This window comes from Arsenicicoccus cauae (assembly GCF_043162025.1).
Classification (GTDB): domain Bacteria; phylum Actinomycetota; class Actinomycetes; order Actinomycetales; family Dermatophilaceae; genus Arsenicicoccus; species Arsenicicoccus cauae.
This window is the reverse complement of sequence record NZ_CP171001.1, coordinates 698,825-713,786: the sequence shown is the minus strand read 5'-3', so window position 1 is coordinate 713,786 and position 14,962 is coordinate 698,825. Positions and strand designations below refer to the sequence as shown.

Annotated in this window: 13 protein-coding genes and 1 pseudogene; 8 read left to right on the top strand and 6 right to left on the bottom strand. The window is 72.3% G+C overall.

All coding sequences use genetic code 11. The features are described from left to right. Positions 1-234: 234 nt before the first annotated feature. Positions 235-2,031 carry an FUSC family protein gene (locus ACF3NS_RS03310; protein WP_392467792.1) on the bottom strand — a complete coding sequence of 599 codons (1,797 nt, stop codon included), beginning with the start codon at positions 2,029-2,031 and terminating at the stop codon, positions 235-237. Between the two features lie 188 nt (positions 2,032-2,219). Here ACF3NS_RS03310 and ACF3NS_RS03305 point away from each other — a divergent pair, with 188 nt between their 5' ends. Together ACF3NS_RS03305 and ACF3NS_RS03300 are read left to right on the top strand one after the other, a co-directional pair. Further along, complete coding sequence (locus ACF3NS_RS03305; protein WP_392467790.1) at positions 2,220-2,600, top strand: MauE/DoxX family redox-associated membrane protein; 381 nt, start codon at positions 2,220-2,222, stop codon at positions 2,598-2,600. A 38-nt stretch (positions 2,601-2,638) separates the two neighbouring features. Continuing rightward, a complete protein-coding gene (locus tag ACF3NS_RS03300; protein ID WP_392467788.1) occupies positions 2,639-3,367 on the top strand; it encodes a hypothetical protein in 729 nt (242 codons plus the stop codon). Positions 3,368-3,435: 68 nt separating this feature from the next. Here ACF3NS_RS03300 and ACF3NS_RS03295 read toward each other — a convergent pair whose 3' ends face one another. From ACF3NS_RS03295 to dnaA, 5 genes and pseudogenes are all read right to left on the bottom strand, one after another. Further along, the gene (locus ACF3NS_RS03295) at positions 3,436-4,074 is read right to left on the bottom strand and encodes a DUF721 domain-containing protein (RefSeq protein ID WP_392467787.1); all 639 of its coding nucleotides are present in this window, start codon (positions 4,072-4,074) and stop codon (positions 3,436-3,438) included. Continuing rightward, a complete protein-coding gene (gene recF / locus ACF3NS_RS03290; RefSeq protein WP_392467785.1) occupies positions 4,055-5,266 on the bottom strand; it encodes a DNA replication/repair protein RecF in 1,212 nt (403 codons plus the stop codon). The genes ACF3NS_RS03295 and recF overlap by 20 nt, the downstream gene beginning before the upstream one ends. A gap of 1 nt (position 5,267) precedes the next feature. Next, positions 5,268-6,287: pseudogene (gene gnd / locus ACF3NS_RS03285) on the bottom strand (phosphogluconate dehydrogenase (NAD(+)-dependent, decarboxylating)); the annotation flags it as partial. Between the two features lie 100 nt (positions 6,288-6,387). Then, positions 6,388-7,521 carry a DNA polymerase III subunit beta gene (gene dnaN, locus ACF3NS_RS03280; protein ID WP_392467783.1) on the bottom strand — a complete coding sequence of 378 codons (1,134 nt, stop codon included), beginning with the start codon at positions 7,519-7,521 and terminating at the stop codon, positions 6,388-6,390. A 620-nt stretch (positions 7,522-8,141) separates the two neighbouring features. Next, positions 8,142-9,806, bottom strand: a complete 1,665-nt coding sequence (gene dnaA, locus ACF3NS_RS03275) for a chromosomal replication initiator protein DnaA (protein WP_311966351.1) — start codon at positions 9,804-9,806, stop codon at positions 8,142-8,144. A 541-nt stretch (positions 9,807-10,347) separates the two neighbouring features. Here dnaA and rpmH point away from each other — a divergent pair. The 6 genes from rpmH to rsmG all read left to right on the top strand — a co-directional run bounded on the left by rpmH (position 10,348) and on the right by rsmG (position 13,740). Next, positions 10,348-10,485, top strand: a complete 138-nt coding sequence (gene rpmH / locus ACF3NS_RS03270) for a 50S ribosomal protein L34 (protein ID WP_013885212.1) — start codon at positions 10,348-10,350, stop codon at positions 10,483-10,485. A gap of 13 nt (positions 10,486-10,498) precedes the next feature. After that, complete coding sequence (gene rnpA / locus ACF3NS_RS03265; protein ID WP_392467780.1) at positions 10,499-10,858, top strand: ribonuclease P protein component; 360 nt, start codon at positions 10,499-10,501, stop codon at positions 10,856-10,858. Beyond that, the gene (yidD, locus tag ACF3NS_RS03260) at positions 10,858-11,133 is read left to right on the top strand and encodes a membrane protein insertion efficiency factor YidD (RefSeq protein ID WP_154592119.1); all 276 of its coding nucleotides are present in this window, start codon (positions 10,858-10,860) and stop codon (positions 11,131-11,133) included. Before rnpA ends, yidD begins: the two co-directional genes overlap by 1 nt. A 66-nt stretch (positions 11,134-11,199) precedes the next feature. Beyond that, positions 11,200-12,267: a membrane protein insertase YidC gene (yidC, locus tag ACF3NS_RS03255; protein WP_392467778.1), complete on the top strand. Its 1,068-nt coding sequence runs from the start codon at positions 11,200-11,202 to the stop codon at positions 12,265-12,267. A 91-nt stretch (positions 12,268-12,358) separates the two neighbouring features. Continuing rightward, positions 12,359-12,949, top strand: a complete 591-nt coding sequence (locus ACF3NS_RS03250) for a R3H domain-containing nucleic acid-binding protein (protein WP_154592118.1) — start codon at positions 12,359-12,361, stop codon at positions 12,947-12,949. Further along, entirely contained in the window at positions 12,949-13,740 is a 792-nt protein-coding gene (gene rsmG, locus ACF3NS_RS03245; RefSeq protein ID WP_392467776.1) for a 16S rRNA (guanine(527)-N(7))-methyltransferase RsmG, read from the top strand. Before ACF3NS_RS03250 ends, rsmG begins: the two co-directional genes overlap by 1 nt. Positions 13,741-14,962 lie beyond the last annotated feature (1,222 nt).

The following is a 14,962-nucleotide window of genomic DNA, read 5'->3' as shown; positions in this document are numbered from 1 at the left end:
GGCCCGCCCGGGGATCCGGGAGCGAGCCGGGCCCGCAGCCGCGCCAGGAGCGCGCCGCGATGAGGCCGGACACCGGTCGCCACCTTGGCGCACCGTCCGCCAGTCTATCGGTCGCGGGAGGCAAATCACGCCGCCTGAGGCCCCTGGGAGCCATGTCGGCGGAAATTTCCTGCCATCGGCATGGTCCCCCTCACGGATGGGGGCGACAGGCGCCCCTGTGGGCCCTCCTCGCGGTCAGCGAAGGCTCAGCACGAGCTCCTCGACCTCGCGCACGTCCCGCTCGATCGCCTCCGCGGGCCGCGGACGGGTGACGGGCTCCGCCATGATCCGCTCCAGCGGGCCCCGGGCCCGGTCGAAGGCCGCGTGGGCGCGGCGGATGTCGGGGTGCCAGCACGCGCCGAGCACGAGATAGCCGAGGGCCGCGAGCGAGCGCTCCACCCTGTGGTAGGGCGCCACGGCGGCGTGGCTGTCGGCCAGCGCGCGCCGGGCGACGACGTCGGACTCGAGCAGCTCGTAGTAGAGGTGGCGGCGGTGGGCCAGCGCGGCCCGCGTCTCCAGGGCGCCCGCGGCGAGGTCCACCATGACGCGCTCGGTGGCCACCACGACCCGGCGGGCGTGCGCCCGCAGCACCACCTCCGGGGCCCGCCGGCCCGTGGTCCACAGCACCAGGAGCGCGCAGGCCACGCCGACGAGCGTGTCGACCAGCCGGTCCGCCACCACGGAGGACACCGGCTCGCCCGGGGCGGACGCCATACCGATGGTGAGGGCCAGCGGGGTGATGACCACGACGGCCAGCGCGTAGTTGCGCGTGACGAGCAGCTCCACGAGCAGCTGCAGGGCGGCGACGATGAGGACCAGCCACCAGCCCTGCGGAGCCAGGGCGAGGAGCCCGGCATAGATCAAGAGGCCGACCAGCGTCCCGAGGGTGCGGTGCACGCCCCGGACGGTCTGGACCTCGCGCGTGCCGCCCTGGTGCAGGACCAGGGCCGCGCAGCAGACGGCCCAGTGGACGTGGCCCTGGTGCAGGAGGCCGGCGACCAGGCCGGCCAGCGCCGTCGCCAGCCCCACGCGGAGCACGAGCAGGAGCACCTCCGAGGGCCACCGCGCCGCCTCCCTCAGCAGGTAGCCCGCCCCCGGCCGGCCGAGGGCGGTGTCGCGCAGCTGCTCGGCGTCGACCGACCCGTCCACCGGGGAGTCCTGCTCGCCGGGGCCGACGTCGTCGGAGGCGGCCTCGTCGTCCACCGACCCCCACGGGAGCGGTCCCACGCCCAGCCGCACCCCGGCCAGCGTGGCGCTCGCCGCGGCGTAGGTGAGCTGGGCACGCTCCAGACGCTCCACCAGCTGCGGTGGACGGCCACCATCGGTGACGGCCGTCCACGCCCGGTGCAGCGCGCCCGACGCGCCGGCTCGCAGGGCCGCCAGCTCACCGTCGGCGCCCTCTCCCGCCGGCGCCTGGTCGGCTCCGGCGGCAAAGGCCCGGATGGCGCCCTCGGCCGCCTCGGTGGCACGCCGCTCGGCCCGGTGCGGCGCGACGAGCAGGTCAGCCATGCCGATCACCCACGCCGAGACAGCCCCGGCGAAGGTCAGGGCGACCACGCTCCACGGGTTCGCGCCGTGGGTGACCGCGAGGTTGCCGACCCCGAGCACGAGCACGAAGAAGTAGGAGCCGGGCGGCCCGACCTTGAGCGCGACGCACACGAACGCCGCGACCATCGCCACCACCACGAGCACGGCCACCGTCACGACCGGGTGGCCCGCGGTCAGCGCCCCCAGCCCCACCGACGCGGTCAGGCCGAGGGCGGCCAGCGCCATGACGCGCGCCCGGAAGCGGCCGGGCGCGGTGGCGGCATACAGGATGGTGAAGACCCCCAGGCTGGCCACCAGCCCGAGGGAGAGGTGCCCGGCCAGCTGACCCACGGACAGGGGGACCGCCATGGCCACGGCCGCCTTGACGGCGACGGGCCACCGCGGCGGAGAGGGGTTGAGGCGCAGCAGGGAGCGGGCGTGGCGGCGCAGGCTGGGGGAGCTCATCGCCCCCAGTGTCTCGCGGCTCAGTCGTCCTCGCCGACCTCGGCCCCGCAGGCCGGCTTCCTCACCTGGGCGGTCGGTGGCTGTGGGGTCGCTGCCGGTGGCGCCGAGGGTGTCGAGAAGGGTCAGCGCCGTCACCTTCCCCAGCCCAGCCCTCCCGAGACCCCGGGCGAGGACCTAGGGTCGTCCGTATGACGCCCGCCGCCTCCCACGCCCCCCGCACGACCCTGGCCCTGGTCACCCTGCTCGCCGTCGCCGGGGTGCAGCACTTCCGCCGGCCCGCCCCGTTCGACTCGATCGTGCCGCCGGCCCTGCCGGGCCCGGCGCGGTGGTACACCTACGGCTCCGGGGTCGCGGAGCTGGCCACCGCGGCCCTGCTGGCCGTACCGCGGACGCGGCGGCTGGGCGGGGCAGCGGCGACCGCGCTGTTCGTCGCGGTGTTCCCCGCCAACGTGCAGATGGCCTGGAACTGGCGTCACAAGCCGGCCCGGATGCAGGCCATCGCCTACGGCCGGCTGCCGCTGCAGGGCGTGCTCGTCGCGGGGTCGGAGCACGTGCGCAGGCACGGCTGAGCCCCGGCCGCGGTGGGCGCGTCGTCTACCGTGAAGGCATGGATCGTCGCCCCGCCCTCGTATCACTCGCCTCGTCGCTCGCCCTGGTGACCGCCCTGGCGACAGCTTGCTCGGGCGGCTCGGGCGGCACCGCGACGAGCACGAGCTCCACCTCGCCCGTCTCCTCCGCCACGAGCACCTCCTCCGCCGGGGGCACGAGTGCCGGGTCGACCACCACGCCCAGCACGCCGGCGCCCGCCGTCGCCCTGCCCAAGGGTCACCAGTGGCTCACCGTGCCCTCGCTCCGCACACGCCTCGCCATCCCGACCACGTGGAAGGTCCTGGACGTCGGCACCCTGCGCGACCAGAAGGGCACCCCGGCCTACGCCAAGGCCGCGGCTGACCTGGGCTACACGGAGGCCGAGCTCACGAGCTTCCTGTCGTCCGGGGCGTTCGCCGTCGCGGTGGGACCCACCTCAGGGGAGACCGCGCCCAACCTGCTCATCCGCGCCGTCGGCGGCGGGGCCTTCGAGGACGGTGACCAGCTCACGTCGGGCAGTCGCGGCGAGACCGGCACCCTCGATGCCCAGAGCAAGCCGCAGACCGCGGTGGGTCCGGGCGTGCGCGGCGACTACCACGTGAACGTCGACGGCACGGTCCTGCACGGCTCCCAGCTCGCCGTCACGAGCCAGGGCCAGCAGGACGTCGTGGCGGTCGGCGCGTCCGACGCCGCGACGGTCAGGCGGATCATGGACGTCGTCGTCGCGACCTACTCGCCGGCCCCCTGACGCCCGGGCCTTCGCGCCCGGTCTTCGCGCCCGGCCTGCTCACCCGCCCACCGAACCCGCCCCCAGGCTCAGCCGTAGGTGTCCCGGGGTCCGCGCCCGTCCGTCGCCCGCCGCGGCCCACGCCCCCAGCGGGGGGCGCTGGGCCCGACGACCCGCAGCTCCACCACGACCCCCTCACCCACCTCCGCCGCGAGCCGGCCGAGGATCGAGGAGGCCATGAGCCGCAGCTGGGTCGCCCACGCCGTGGAGGACGCGCGCACCGTCAGCACCCCGTCGTCGAAGGTCATCGGCTCGCTGTGCTCGGCGACGTTCGCCCCCACCACCTGCGGCCACCGCCCCATGACCGAGCCCACCTTGACGTCCGACTGCCACCCGCGTCCGGCGACCAGCCGCTCGAGGGTGTCCCCGAGCAGCAAGGGGTCACGCCCGTCCACCTCGGCGGCCGAGCCGCTCAGCATGACCTCAGACGGTCGGCGGCGTCGCCTGGCGCGCGACCCGGGGCGCAGGCCCTTGCCCTTCGCGACGGCCCGGGCGCGCAGCAGTGCCGCGGCCGCCGCCGTCCTGGCGGCGTCGGGGTCCAGGCGCGGGTCGGGCTCGTCGAGCGGGCCCGACGTTCCGCCGGTCGTGAGGTCTCCCTCGGCGTCGTGCGGTTCGTCGTCAACCGGCCGGGCGTCGTCATACGGCTCGTCAGGCGGTCGACTGCTCAACGGGGTTCACCTCCCCGCGTTTCACGTGGAACCTCGCGCTCTCGCGCAGCTCCGGCGGGATGTCGTCTCCCACCGCCGCCGTGATCAGCACCTGCTCGCAGTCGGCGACGAGCCCGGCGAGGCGCGAGCGGCGTCCCGCGTCGAGCTCGGCGAAGACGTCGTCGAGGATCAGGACCGGGTCCTCGCGCAGGTCCGTGCGCAGCAGCTGGAAGGCCGCGAGCCGCAGCCCCAGCGCGAACGACCAGGACTCGCCGTGCGACGCGTAGCCCTTGGCCGGCAGGTCGCCGAGGCCCAGGACGAGGTCGTCGCGGTGCGGCCCGACGAGGGTGATGCCGCGCTCGACCTCCTGCTCGCGGACGCGCGCCAACGAGTCCACGATCAGCTCGGCGAGCTCCGGGATCTCGGGCACCTCGCCCTCGGCCAGGCGCGCGGCCGCCTCGTCGTGCAGCGAGGACCGGTAGGTGACCCGGGCGTCGGACTGCCCGGCGCTGACCTCGTCGTACGCCGTGGCGAGGTAGGGCCCGAGGTCGCGCAGCAGCCGCAGCCGGGCGTACAGCAGGCTCGACCCCACCTGGGCGAGGTGCTGGTCCCACACCTCGAGGGTGTGCAGGGCGCTCGCGCGGTCGTCCTCGACCGGGCCCTGGTCGTATGCCGGCCGCCGGCGCGAGCCCTTGCGCAGCACCGGCGCGGCGGACTTGAGCAGGGCGTTGCGCTGCTTGAGGACCTTGTCGTAGTCGCCGCGGACCCCCGCCCAGCGGGGCTGGCGCTGGACGAGCAGGTCGTCGAGGAAGCGGCGGCGCTCGGAGGGGTCTCCCTTGACCAGGGCAAGGTCCTCGGGGGCGAAGAGCACGGTCCGCAGCGACCCCAGGACCTCACGGGTGCGGGCGACGGACGACCGGTTGAGCTTGGCCCGGTTGGCGCGGCCCGGTGTGATCTCGAGCTCGATCAGCGTCTCGCGGCCGTCCCGCACCACGACCCCGCGCACGACCGCCTGCTCGGCGCCATGACGGACGAGGGGCGCGTCCTGGGCGACGCGGTGCGAGCCGAGGGTCGCGAGGTAGCCGATCGCCTCGACCAGGTTGGTCTTGCCCTGGCCGTTGAGGCCCTCGAAGGTCGTGACACCCGGTCCCAGCGGCAGCTCCGCGGTCTCGTAGCTGCGGAAGCTGCCGAGGGACAGGTGCCGGACGTACACCTCAGTGCTGCTGCAGGTCCTGGGTGCCGGACTCGTCCCCGCCACCCTGACGGCCCTCGGACCTGGCGCCGTTGTCGTCGCCCTTCTCCTGGGCGCCGCGGTGGACGTCGGACTTGGGCGTGCCCTCGAGCATCTGCACGGCGTGGCCGCCGAACTGGCCGCGCAGCGCGGCGACGGCCTGCATGGCGGGGGAGTTCTCCTGGCGCGACTGGAACCTCGCGAACAGGGAGGCGGCGAGCACCGGCATCGGGACGGCCAGCTCGATGGCCTCCTCGAGGGTCCAGCGACCCTCGCCGGAGTCCGTGGTGAACTCGCTGATCCCCTCCAGGTCGGGGGTCTCCTCGAGCGCCTTGACCATGAGGTCGAGCAGCCAGGAGCGCACGACCGTGCCGCGGGTCCAGGCCTTGAAGCAGCCCTCGACGTCCTCGACGATGTCCTTGGCCATGAGCAGCTCGAAGCCCTCGGCGTAGGCGTGCATCAGGCCGTACTCGATGCCGTTGTGCACCATCTTGGCGTAGTGGCCCGCGCCGACCTTGCCCGCGTGGACGAAGCCCTCCTCGCGCGGTCCCTCGGGACGCAGCGCGTCGAAGATCGGCATCGCACGCTCGACGAGCTCGTCGTCACCGCCGCACATCAGGCCGTAGCCGTTGTCCTTGCCCCAGATCCCGCCGGAGACACCGCAGTCGAGGTAGCCGATGCCCTGGCCGGCGAGCAGCTCGGCGTTGACGGCGTCGTCGGTGAACTTGCTGTTGCCGCCGTCGATCACGAGGTCGCCCTCGTCAAGGACCTCGGACAGCTGCTTGATCGTGTCACGCGTGGGGTCGCCGGCCGGGACCATGACCCACACGGTGCGGGGTGCCTCGAGCTTGCTGACCAGGTCCTCGAGGGAGGTGGCATCGCTGACGTCGGGGTTGCGGTCGTAGCCGACGACCTCGTGCCCGGCCGCACGGATGCGGTCGCGCATGTTGCCACCCATCTTGCCGAGGCCGATGAGTCCGAGCTGCATGGGAGAACCTTTCCTGGCGCGGTGCGCCGACGAGGAGGTCGGGCTGGGGGGGGTGGTGAGGCTGGCCGTGCGGTGAGTGGTGGTCCTTGGGTGGGCCGGGTCGGTCCTTGGCCGGTCAGGCGGGGAACCGCACCGGCATCAGGACGTAGCGGTAGCTCATGTCTGGCTCGGTGTCGGCGTCGGTCTGCCCGACGAGCACGGCCGGGCGGCTGGGCTGGGTGAACTGGAGGCGGCAGTGCGAGGTCCCGAGGGCGCCCAGGCCGTCGAGCAGGAAGTGCGGGTTGAAGCCGATCTCGAGCTCGGGCCCGGTCATCGTGCAGGGGACCGCCTCGCTGGCCTGCGCGTCGTCCCCGGCGCCGGCCTCGATGGCGAGCTGCCCGTCGGTGAACCGCAGGCGGACGGGGGTGTTGCGCTCGGCCACCAGGGCGACGCGCTTGACGGCCTCGACCAGCGCGGCGGTCTCGACGACGGCCTCGCTGTCGACCGACGACGGAAAGATCGAGGTGACCTTGGGGTACTCGCCGTCGAGCAGGCGCGTCGTGGTGCGGCGGGTGCCGGCCTCGAAGCCGACGAGGCCGTCGCCCCCCGCGGCTTCGCCCAGGGCGATCTCGACGGAGCCGGACGCGCCGAGCGACTTGGCGGTGTCGGAGAGCAGCCGCGCCGGGATGAGCGCGACGTGCGCGGTGCCGGGCGCCGACGGGCTCCACGTGAGCTCGCGCATCGCGAGGCGGTAGCGGTCGGTGGCCAGCAGGGTCATCTTGTCGTCGTCGATCTCCACGCGCACGCCAGTGAGGATCGGCAGGGTGTCGCCGCGGTCCGCCGCGACGTGCACCTGGGCCACGGCCTGGGTGAAGGTCGTGCCGTCGATGGAGCCGCTGGGCTCGGGGCTGGTGGGCAGGGTGGGGTAGTCGCTCACCGGCATCTGCAGCAGCGCGAAGCGACTCGATCCGCAGGTGAGCTGGACCTTGGAGCCGTCGGTGGCCAGCTCGGCCGGCTTGGCGGGCAGGTTGCGGCAGATGTCGGCGAGCAGACGGCCGTTGACCAGCGCGGAGCCCGCCTCGCTGACCTCGGCGGCGATGGTGAGCCGTGCGGAGATCTCGTAGTCGAAGGCCGAGAGCGCGACGGTGTCGTCGTCCTTGGCCTCGATGAGCACGCCGGCGAGGACCGGGGTCGGAGGGCGGTTGGGCAATGCACGGGCCACCCAGGTGACCGCCTCGGTGAGGACCTCACGCTCGAGTCGGAACTTCACCGTCGGTCACTCCTCATCGCTTGCTCCTGCTCTCCACTCGGACCGCTCACGCGTCCAGTCCCGCACGACAGTAGTGCAACGACAGCCGTGGCGTGTAGTTCTCCCCACCGCTCCCGGGGTGGGTCCGGATCCTTGGTCGGTCCCCAGATGTACGTGGGGCGAATCCATCCAGGTCATCAGGTCTCATCGTTGTCATCGGGCCTGTGGACGCTGTGGACAACCGGCGTCGTCGCACGTCAGCGGGGCGGGGAGGCTGTGTACTCCGTGTGGAGCGATCGGTGGACACGCACCGTAGCCTGTGGACGACCGGCCGTCGTCCACACGCCGTCCACCTCGGATGCCCGTCTGTCCCCAGGTCGGGTGGGGGGTTGTGCCCGAGTTGTCCACCGTCGGCCCACAGGTGGTCCGCCTGCGCCCGCCGTCACCCGTGTCAACACCGCGCGGCGTCGTCCACAGGGTTGTCCACAGCTGGGGATACTCCGGGCGGGTGATCTTGGCGGGCCCAGGGGTTGACTCTGAGTAACCCCTGTCGCTATATGCGTGACGACGCACAGGTCTGTGGACAACTCTGTGGACGACGGGTACCTGCCCGCTGCCTCGCGGGAGACGGAGGGGGCGCGTCAGCTGGGGTTGGACTTGATGCGGTTGGTCAGCTCGGTGACCTGGTTGTAGATCGCGCGCCGCTCGCTCATGAGCTCGCGGATCTTGCGGTCGGCGTGCATGACCGTCGTGTGGTCACGACCGCCGAACTGCTGGCCGATCTTGGGCAGCGAGAGGTCAGTCAGCTCGCGGCAGAGGTACATCGCGATCTGGCGCGCCGTCACGAGGACCCGTGACCGCGAGGTGCCGCACAGGTCGTCCACCGTCAGCCCGAAGTAGGAGGACGTCTGGGCCATGATCGTCGCCGGCGTGATCTGGTTGGTCTGGTCCGCGGGGATCAGGTCCTTGAGCACGATCTCGGCCAGGGTCATGTCGACGCCCTGGTGGTTGAGGCTGGCGAAGGCGGTGACGCGGATCAGCGCGCCCTCGAGCTCGCGGATGTTGGTCGAGATCTTGCTCGCGATGAACTCCAGCACGTCGTCCGGCGCCGTCATGCGCTCCTGGACGGCCTTCTTGCGGAGGATGGCGATGCGGGTCTCGAGGTCGGGGGGCTGCACGTCGGTCAGCAGGCCCCACTCGAACCTGCTGCGCATGCGCTCCTCGAAGCCGCTCAGCAGCTTGGGCGCCACGTCGCTGGTGATGACCACCTGCTTGTTGGCGTTGTGCAGCGTGTTGAAGGTGTGGAAGAACTCCTCCTGCGTCTGCACCTTGCCCTGCAGGAACTGGATGTCGTCGATGAGCAGGAAGTCGATGTCGCGGTAGCGCCGCTGGAAGTCGCTGGCCTTGTTGGCGCCGATCGAGTTGATGAAGTCGTTGGTGAACTCCTCGGAGTTCACGTACTTCACCCGGACGTTCGGGTAGATCTGCTGGGCATAGTGCCCGATGGCGTGCAGCAGGTGGGTCTTGCCGAGGCCCGACCCGCCGTAGATGAACAGCGGGTTGTAGGCCTTGGCCGGCGCCTCGGCCACGGCGATGGCGGCGGCGTGGGCGAATCGGTTGCTGGACCCGATGACGAAGGTGTCGAAGGTGTACTTGGGGTTGAGCTTGGCGTCGCGGCCGTCCTCCGGCACGAACGGCTTGCGGAACATCTCGCGGATCCCGTCGCCCTCGGCGAGCAGCTCGTGGTCGTCGTCGGCGTCGTCATCCTGAGCAGGCCGTATGCCGGGGGCCCGGGTGGCCGCGCCGTCATGACGGGCGGTGTCGGCATACGACCGGTCCCCACCGAAGGACACGTCGGGCGAGACCGGGCGGGGCACCCGCTCGTCCCGGACGAGGCGGGGGCCGTCGGTGGACCGCGGGTCGGAGGTGCCTCGGTCGCCGTCGGTGCGCACGGGGTCGGACGAGGTGACCACGTGGGGCATGGCCCCCGCCGGACCGGGTCGCGGGGGGCTGTCGTCCCGGTCCTCGGCCTCGGAGAGCTCCAGCGAGCTGTCGACGGTCACCGCGAGCCGCACGTCCCGGCCCAGCTGCTCCTGCAGCGCCTCGACGAGCTCGGTGCGGATGCGCTTCTCGACGATGTCCCGGGTGTAGTCATTGGGGACCGCGATCAGAGCCGTCCCCTCGAGCAGACCCACGAGCCGGCTGAGCCGCAGGAATCCGCGGTGCTGGGCGGAGATGCCTCCGGACTCGAGGGCGCGCAGCGTGTCTCGCCACACGCGGGGGACGTCCACCTGCGCGTCGGTCACGAAGGGCCTCGATTCACGGTCTGCTGCTCGGCGGCGTGCCGGGTGGCACGACCTATGGACGACGTCGCGCCCGGGGTGTGGACAGGGGTGGATCGGCGCAGGTGACGCACTGGTCCACATCTTTGTCCACAGGCTGTGGACGAAGCATAGACAGGTGCTGCCGGGCCGACCGGAAGCCACCACGCTAACAACCCCCGTGTCCCGCCACAAAGGGAGCCCGAGGGCCGCGCGGGTGAACCCCCCGCCCCCACCGGCGTGTCGACCCCGCCGGTGGCGATCGATCCCCCATCATGCGGCTGTCCCGTCCCCGAGGTTCGTGGCATCGCGGGCGCGCCCGTGCTGCGCCGGTCGGCGGCGGTTTGACCCTGCTCGATCGGCTGACGTACCTTGGAGGGCGGTCGGTTCGCGCCGACCCGTTTTGCATGCCGGTTGTCAGCCTCGTGCTTGCCGTCCGTGAGCCGCGACCCGTCAGGCGTGCAGACCACCCGCCCAACGGGTCCACCCCGCGTGGACCACCCGACACCGTCAACGGAGTTGTCCCGTGAGCAAGCGCACCTTCCAGCCGAACAACCGTCGTCGCGCCAAGACGCACGGCTTCCGCCTCCGCATGCGCACCCGCGCCGGCCGCGCCATCCTGGCTGCCCGCCGCCGCAAGGGCCGCTCCGAGCTGTCTGCCTGAGAGCCGACCTCCCGTGCTGTCGGCGCAGCACCGCCTGCGTGACAGTGCGGAATTCGCCTCGACGGTGCGTGGACGGACGTCGGTGCGCTCGGGCAGCCAGCTGCTCGTCGTGCACATCAACCTGACCGACTCGCGTGCGGCCCAGCCGCCGCGGGTCGGTCTCGTCGTGTCCAAGGCCGTCGGGGGAGCCGTCGTGCGCAACCGCACCAAGCGGCGGCTGCGGCACGCGATGAGGGACCGCGTGGGGCGACTGCCCCGTGGCCTCGACGTGGTGGTACGGGCCAACCCGCCGGCCGCCGAGGCCGACCAGACGCGCCTGGGGGCCGAGCTGGACCGGCTGCTCTCCAGCTGCCTGGCCAAGGTGCATGCCTGATGACGGCGGCCTGGCACGCCGGGTGGCGACGACGCCCCCTCAGGGCTGCGGCCCTCGGACTCATCCGCTTCTACCAGCTGTGGATCTCGCCGCTCACCCCGCCGTCGTGCCGCTTCTACCCCAGCTGCTCCGCCTACGCGATGACGGCGATCCAACGCTTCGGCCCGATCAAGGGCGGCTGGCTGGCCGCGCGGCGGCTCGGCCGGTGCCACCCGTGGAACCCCGGTGGTGTCGACCACGTTCCTGACAAGGAGCCGCCACCGGCCACCCGCTGAGCCCACCTCCCGCCCCACCCCGGCCCGCCCTCGAGGGGGCAGACTGGACCCAGACCTGCACCACCCATGGCGGACGACCGCCTGAGCACAGAGGACGAGATGGACTTCTTCAGCACCTTGCTGCGGCCGATCGAGATCGCCGTCGCGTGGATCATGTACGGCTTCCACCAGCTGTTCACGACCCTCGGCATGGACCCTGAGGGAGGCCTGACCTGGGGCCTGTCCATCGTTGGGCTCGTGGTGGTGATCCGGATCCTGATCACGCCGTTGTTCATCAAGCAGCTGCACGCCTCGCGCAAGATGACGCTGATCCAGCCGGAGCTGCAAAAGATCCAGGCGAAGTACAAGGGCAAGAGCGATCCGGAGTCCCGTCAGAAGATGACGGAAGAGACGATGGCGCTCTACAAGGACTCCGGTACGAACCCCTTCTCGTCGTGCATGCCCATCCTGCTTCAGATGCCGATCTTCTTCGCGCTGTTCAACGTGCTCAACGGCCTGGGAGCCATCGCCAGCGGCGCGCGCGACGCGGTCGGGCCGATCACGGCCTCGGTCGCCAAGCAGGCCGAGCTGTCGACCTTCGCCGGGGTGCAGCTGTCGGACAAGTTCGTCGGCAGCGAGGATCTCGCGGCCAAGCTCGTCACGGTGGCCCTGATCGTGCTGATGTCGATCACGCAGTTCACCTCGCAGCACCAGGCCATGACCAAGAACATGCCGGCGTCCGCCATGGACAACCCGATGTTCAAGCAGCAGAAGATCCTGCTCTACATCATGCCGGTCATCTTTGCCGTGTCGGGCATCAACTTCCCCATCGGTGTCCTCATCTACTGGTTGGTCACCAACCTGTGGTCGATGGGCCAGCAGTTCTACACCATTGGGCGTATGCCGACCCCCGGGTCCCCGGCCTACGAGCGCCTCGAGGCCAAGCGCAAGGCGCAGGGCAAGCCCATGCCCGGTGCCACCCGGATGACGGGCGGCACCAGCGCGGCCGCCACGGAAACGGTCGAGGGTGAGATCACCTCGCCCCGGCCGAGCGGGCAGCGGCAGCAGCCGAAGCGCAAGGGACGCAAGAGCCGTGGCCCTGCCAGCGGGGCAGCCGGGGGTGCGTCCCGCGCGACGCCCGGCGAGACAGACTGACCGGGCCTGCGCGGGCCCACGACAGCACCGACCGGCGCCTCCGGGACGACCCTCGTCCTACCGCCGGCCACGATGAGAAAGGCTGACCGCCATGAACACCAGCACCACCGAGGGTGTCGAGCCGGAGACGGACGAGACCACTGACGGGATCGTCTCCGAGCAGCAGGCCGAGCGGGGCAGCGCCCAGGGCGCCGAGCCCGGCCGGTCCAGCCGCGTCGCGCTGCTGGAGCGTGAGGGGGAGGTCGCCGCCGACTTCCTCGAGACCCTCCTCGACATCGCCGACCTGGACGGTGACATCGACGTCGACGTGGACGGCGACCGGGCGTCCGTGGCGATCGTCGACTCCGACGAGGGGCGGGTGCCCCGCCGTCTGGTGGGCGACCACGGCAAGGTCCTCGAGGCGCTGCAGGAGCTGACGCGCCTGGCAGTGCAGGCCGAGACCGGTGAGCGCAGCCGCCTCATGCTGGACGTCGCCGGCCACCGCGCCGCCCGCCGTGAGGAGCTCGTGGAGATTGCCCGCGAGGCCGTCCGCGACGTCAAGGAGTCCGGCGAGGAGAAGCCGCTCGAGCCGATGTCGGCCTTCGAGCGCAAGGTCGTCCACGACGAGGTCCTCGCGGCCGGTCTGAGCTCGGAGTCCGAGGGGACCGAGCCGCGGCGTCACGTCGTGGTCCTGCCGGCCTGATGACCTCTCGGGGCAGCGAGCACGACGAGCACGACGAGCACGACCGCGGCGGCGCCGCCCCCGACCCGGGGGCGGCGCCGCCGCGCGCGCCGGGTGCGGCCGAGGTCGTCTTCGGGGAACGTCTCCCCCTGGCCGAGCGCTTCGTGCAGTGCTTGGCCACGACGGGGGTGACCCACGGGCTGATCGGACCTCGCGAGGTGCCGCGGCTGTGGGGGCGCCACGTGCTCAACTGCGCCGTCGTCGCGGAGCTCGTGCCCCGCGGGGCGGCGATCATCGACGTGGGCTCGGGGGCGGGGCTGCCCGGTCTTGCCCTGGCCATCGTCTGTCCGACGAGCGAGGTCCACCTCGTCGAGCCGCGCCGCCGAGCGACCGACTGGCTGACCGCGACGGCGGACGCCGTCGGCCTCGACAACGTGGTCGTGCACCACGCCCGCGCCCAGGACGTCGTCGGGACGGTCGTGGCTCCGGTGGCCACGGCCCGGGCGGTGACGCGGATCGGCCAGCTCGCGCAGTGGTGCGCTCCCCTGACGTCGGCCGGGGGCACCCTGCTGGCTCTGAAGGGTGCGAGCGCGGCGACCGAGCTCGACGAGGACGCGGCCGTGCTGCGATCGGCCCACGTGGTCGACCACGAGATCCTGCGCTGCGGTCTCGAGGTGCTGGAGACGCCCACCACGGTGGTCCGCCTCCACCTCGCTGACGACCATCAGCCAGGCATCGCCGTCGTCCCAGAGGGCTCCGGTCCACGACGGGGGCGTGCGGGCAAGGGGCGCCGCCGCCCGTCGCGCTCCTGACCGCACAGCTCCACCGGCCAACCACGGAGGCTGACCACGGCACGTCGTCTCCCGCCACCGGTTCTGGATCGTTCACATGGCCCCTGTCGGGTGAAGGTGTCCCGATAGCGGGTGATCGTCCCGGGGTCGCGAAGGACCTGGTGGGCGGCGTTCCACGTGAAACGCAGCCGGCTGGGTGTCGGGGGTGGGTCGTGATGCGCGGGCGAGAACGTCGGGGGCCAGCGATCGGGTCGTACCGCGGTCAGGGACACGCGCCGACGTGACCGTGGTTTCACGGGGAACGCGGCCTAGGCTCCTCCCGGACAAAGCGCCCGGCGCCGCGCGGTGATGCCTGACCGGGCTCGTCCCAGGGGCCGTCTAGAGTGGGCGCTCGGCATCATCGAGCGGCATGAGGAGTAGGTGTGAGCGTCACGACCGGGTTGGGTTGGCCTGACCTGCAGCTCTTGGCAGGGGGTGGGTCCGGGCTCGGGTGGCCGTCCACCGTTTCACGTGAAACACAGGCTTCGCGGGAGGTGCGCGCGGCCTCCGCTCCGGACGAGGCGTGGGGGGCGCATGGGCTGACCCCCGACGCGTCTGCGACACCTCGTTCCCCCGAGACCCTCGAGACCCTCGAGACCCTCGAGACCCTCGAGACCCTCGAGGCGCCCGCTGACTCCAGCCACGGCGTAGCTCCCGGCCCGGCTGACGCGATCGCTGCCGACGGCACCACCCTCGTGAACGACGTCAGCGAGCTCCGCGAGACCCGCGTCGGCGTGCCTTCGCAGGAGGCTCCCAGCGAAGGCGCCACTGACGGGAGCGCGACCGACGGGACCGCGCCCGACGAGGCTGCGGCTGCGCACGACGAGGCTGACCAGGACGCTGTCGTCGACGCCGTCGCCTCGGGAGGGGTGGCCGAGGGGCACGGGGACGGGCTCGGTTCGCTCGCGCAGTCCTGGAGCCAGGACCTGCCCGGCAAGGACTATCAGCCCGGCCAACGGCTGCGCGCCCATCGGCCGCGCGGGGCTGAGGCCGCTGCCCACGCCGATGTGCAGAGCCGCTACCTCGGGACGTCCCTCCATGACGACCGCAAGAGCCGCCTCGCCTCGGCCTGGGACGAGCCCGCGAACCGCGAGGTGGCGGATGCCGCGCTCTTCGGTGACACCGCGGGCGTGGCCCGCGACGAGCTCGCCGAGATGGCGGCGGCGGTCACCACGGACGACCCAGTTTCACGTGAAACCCGGGC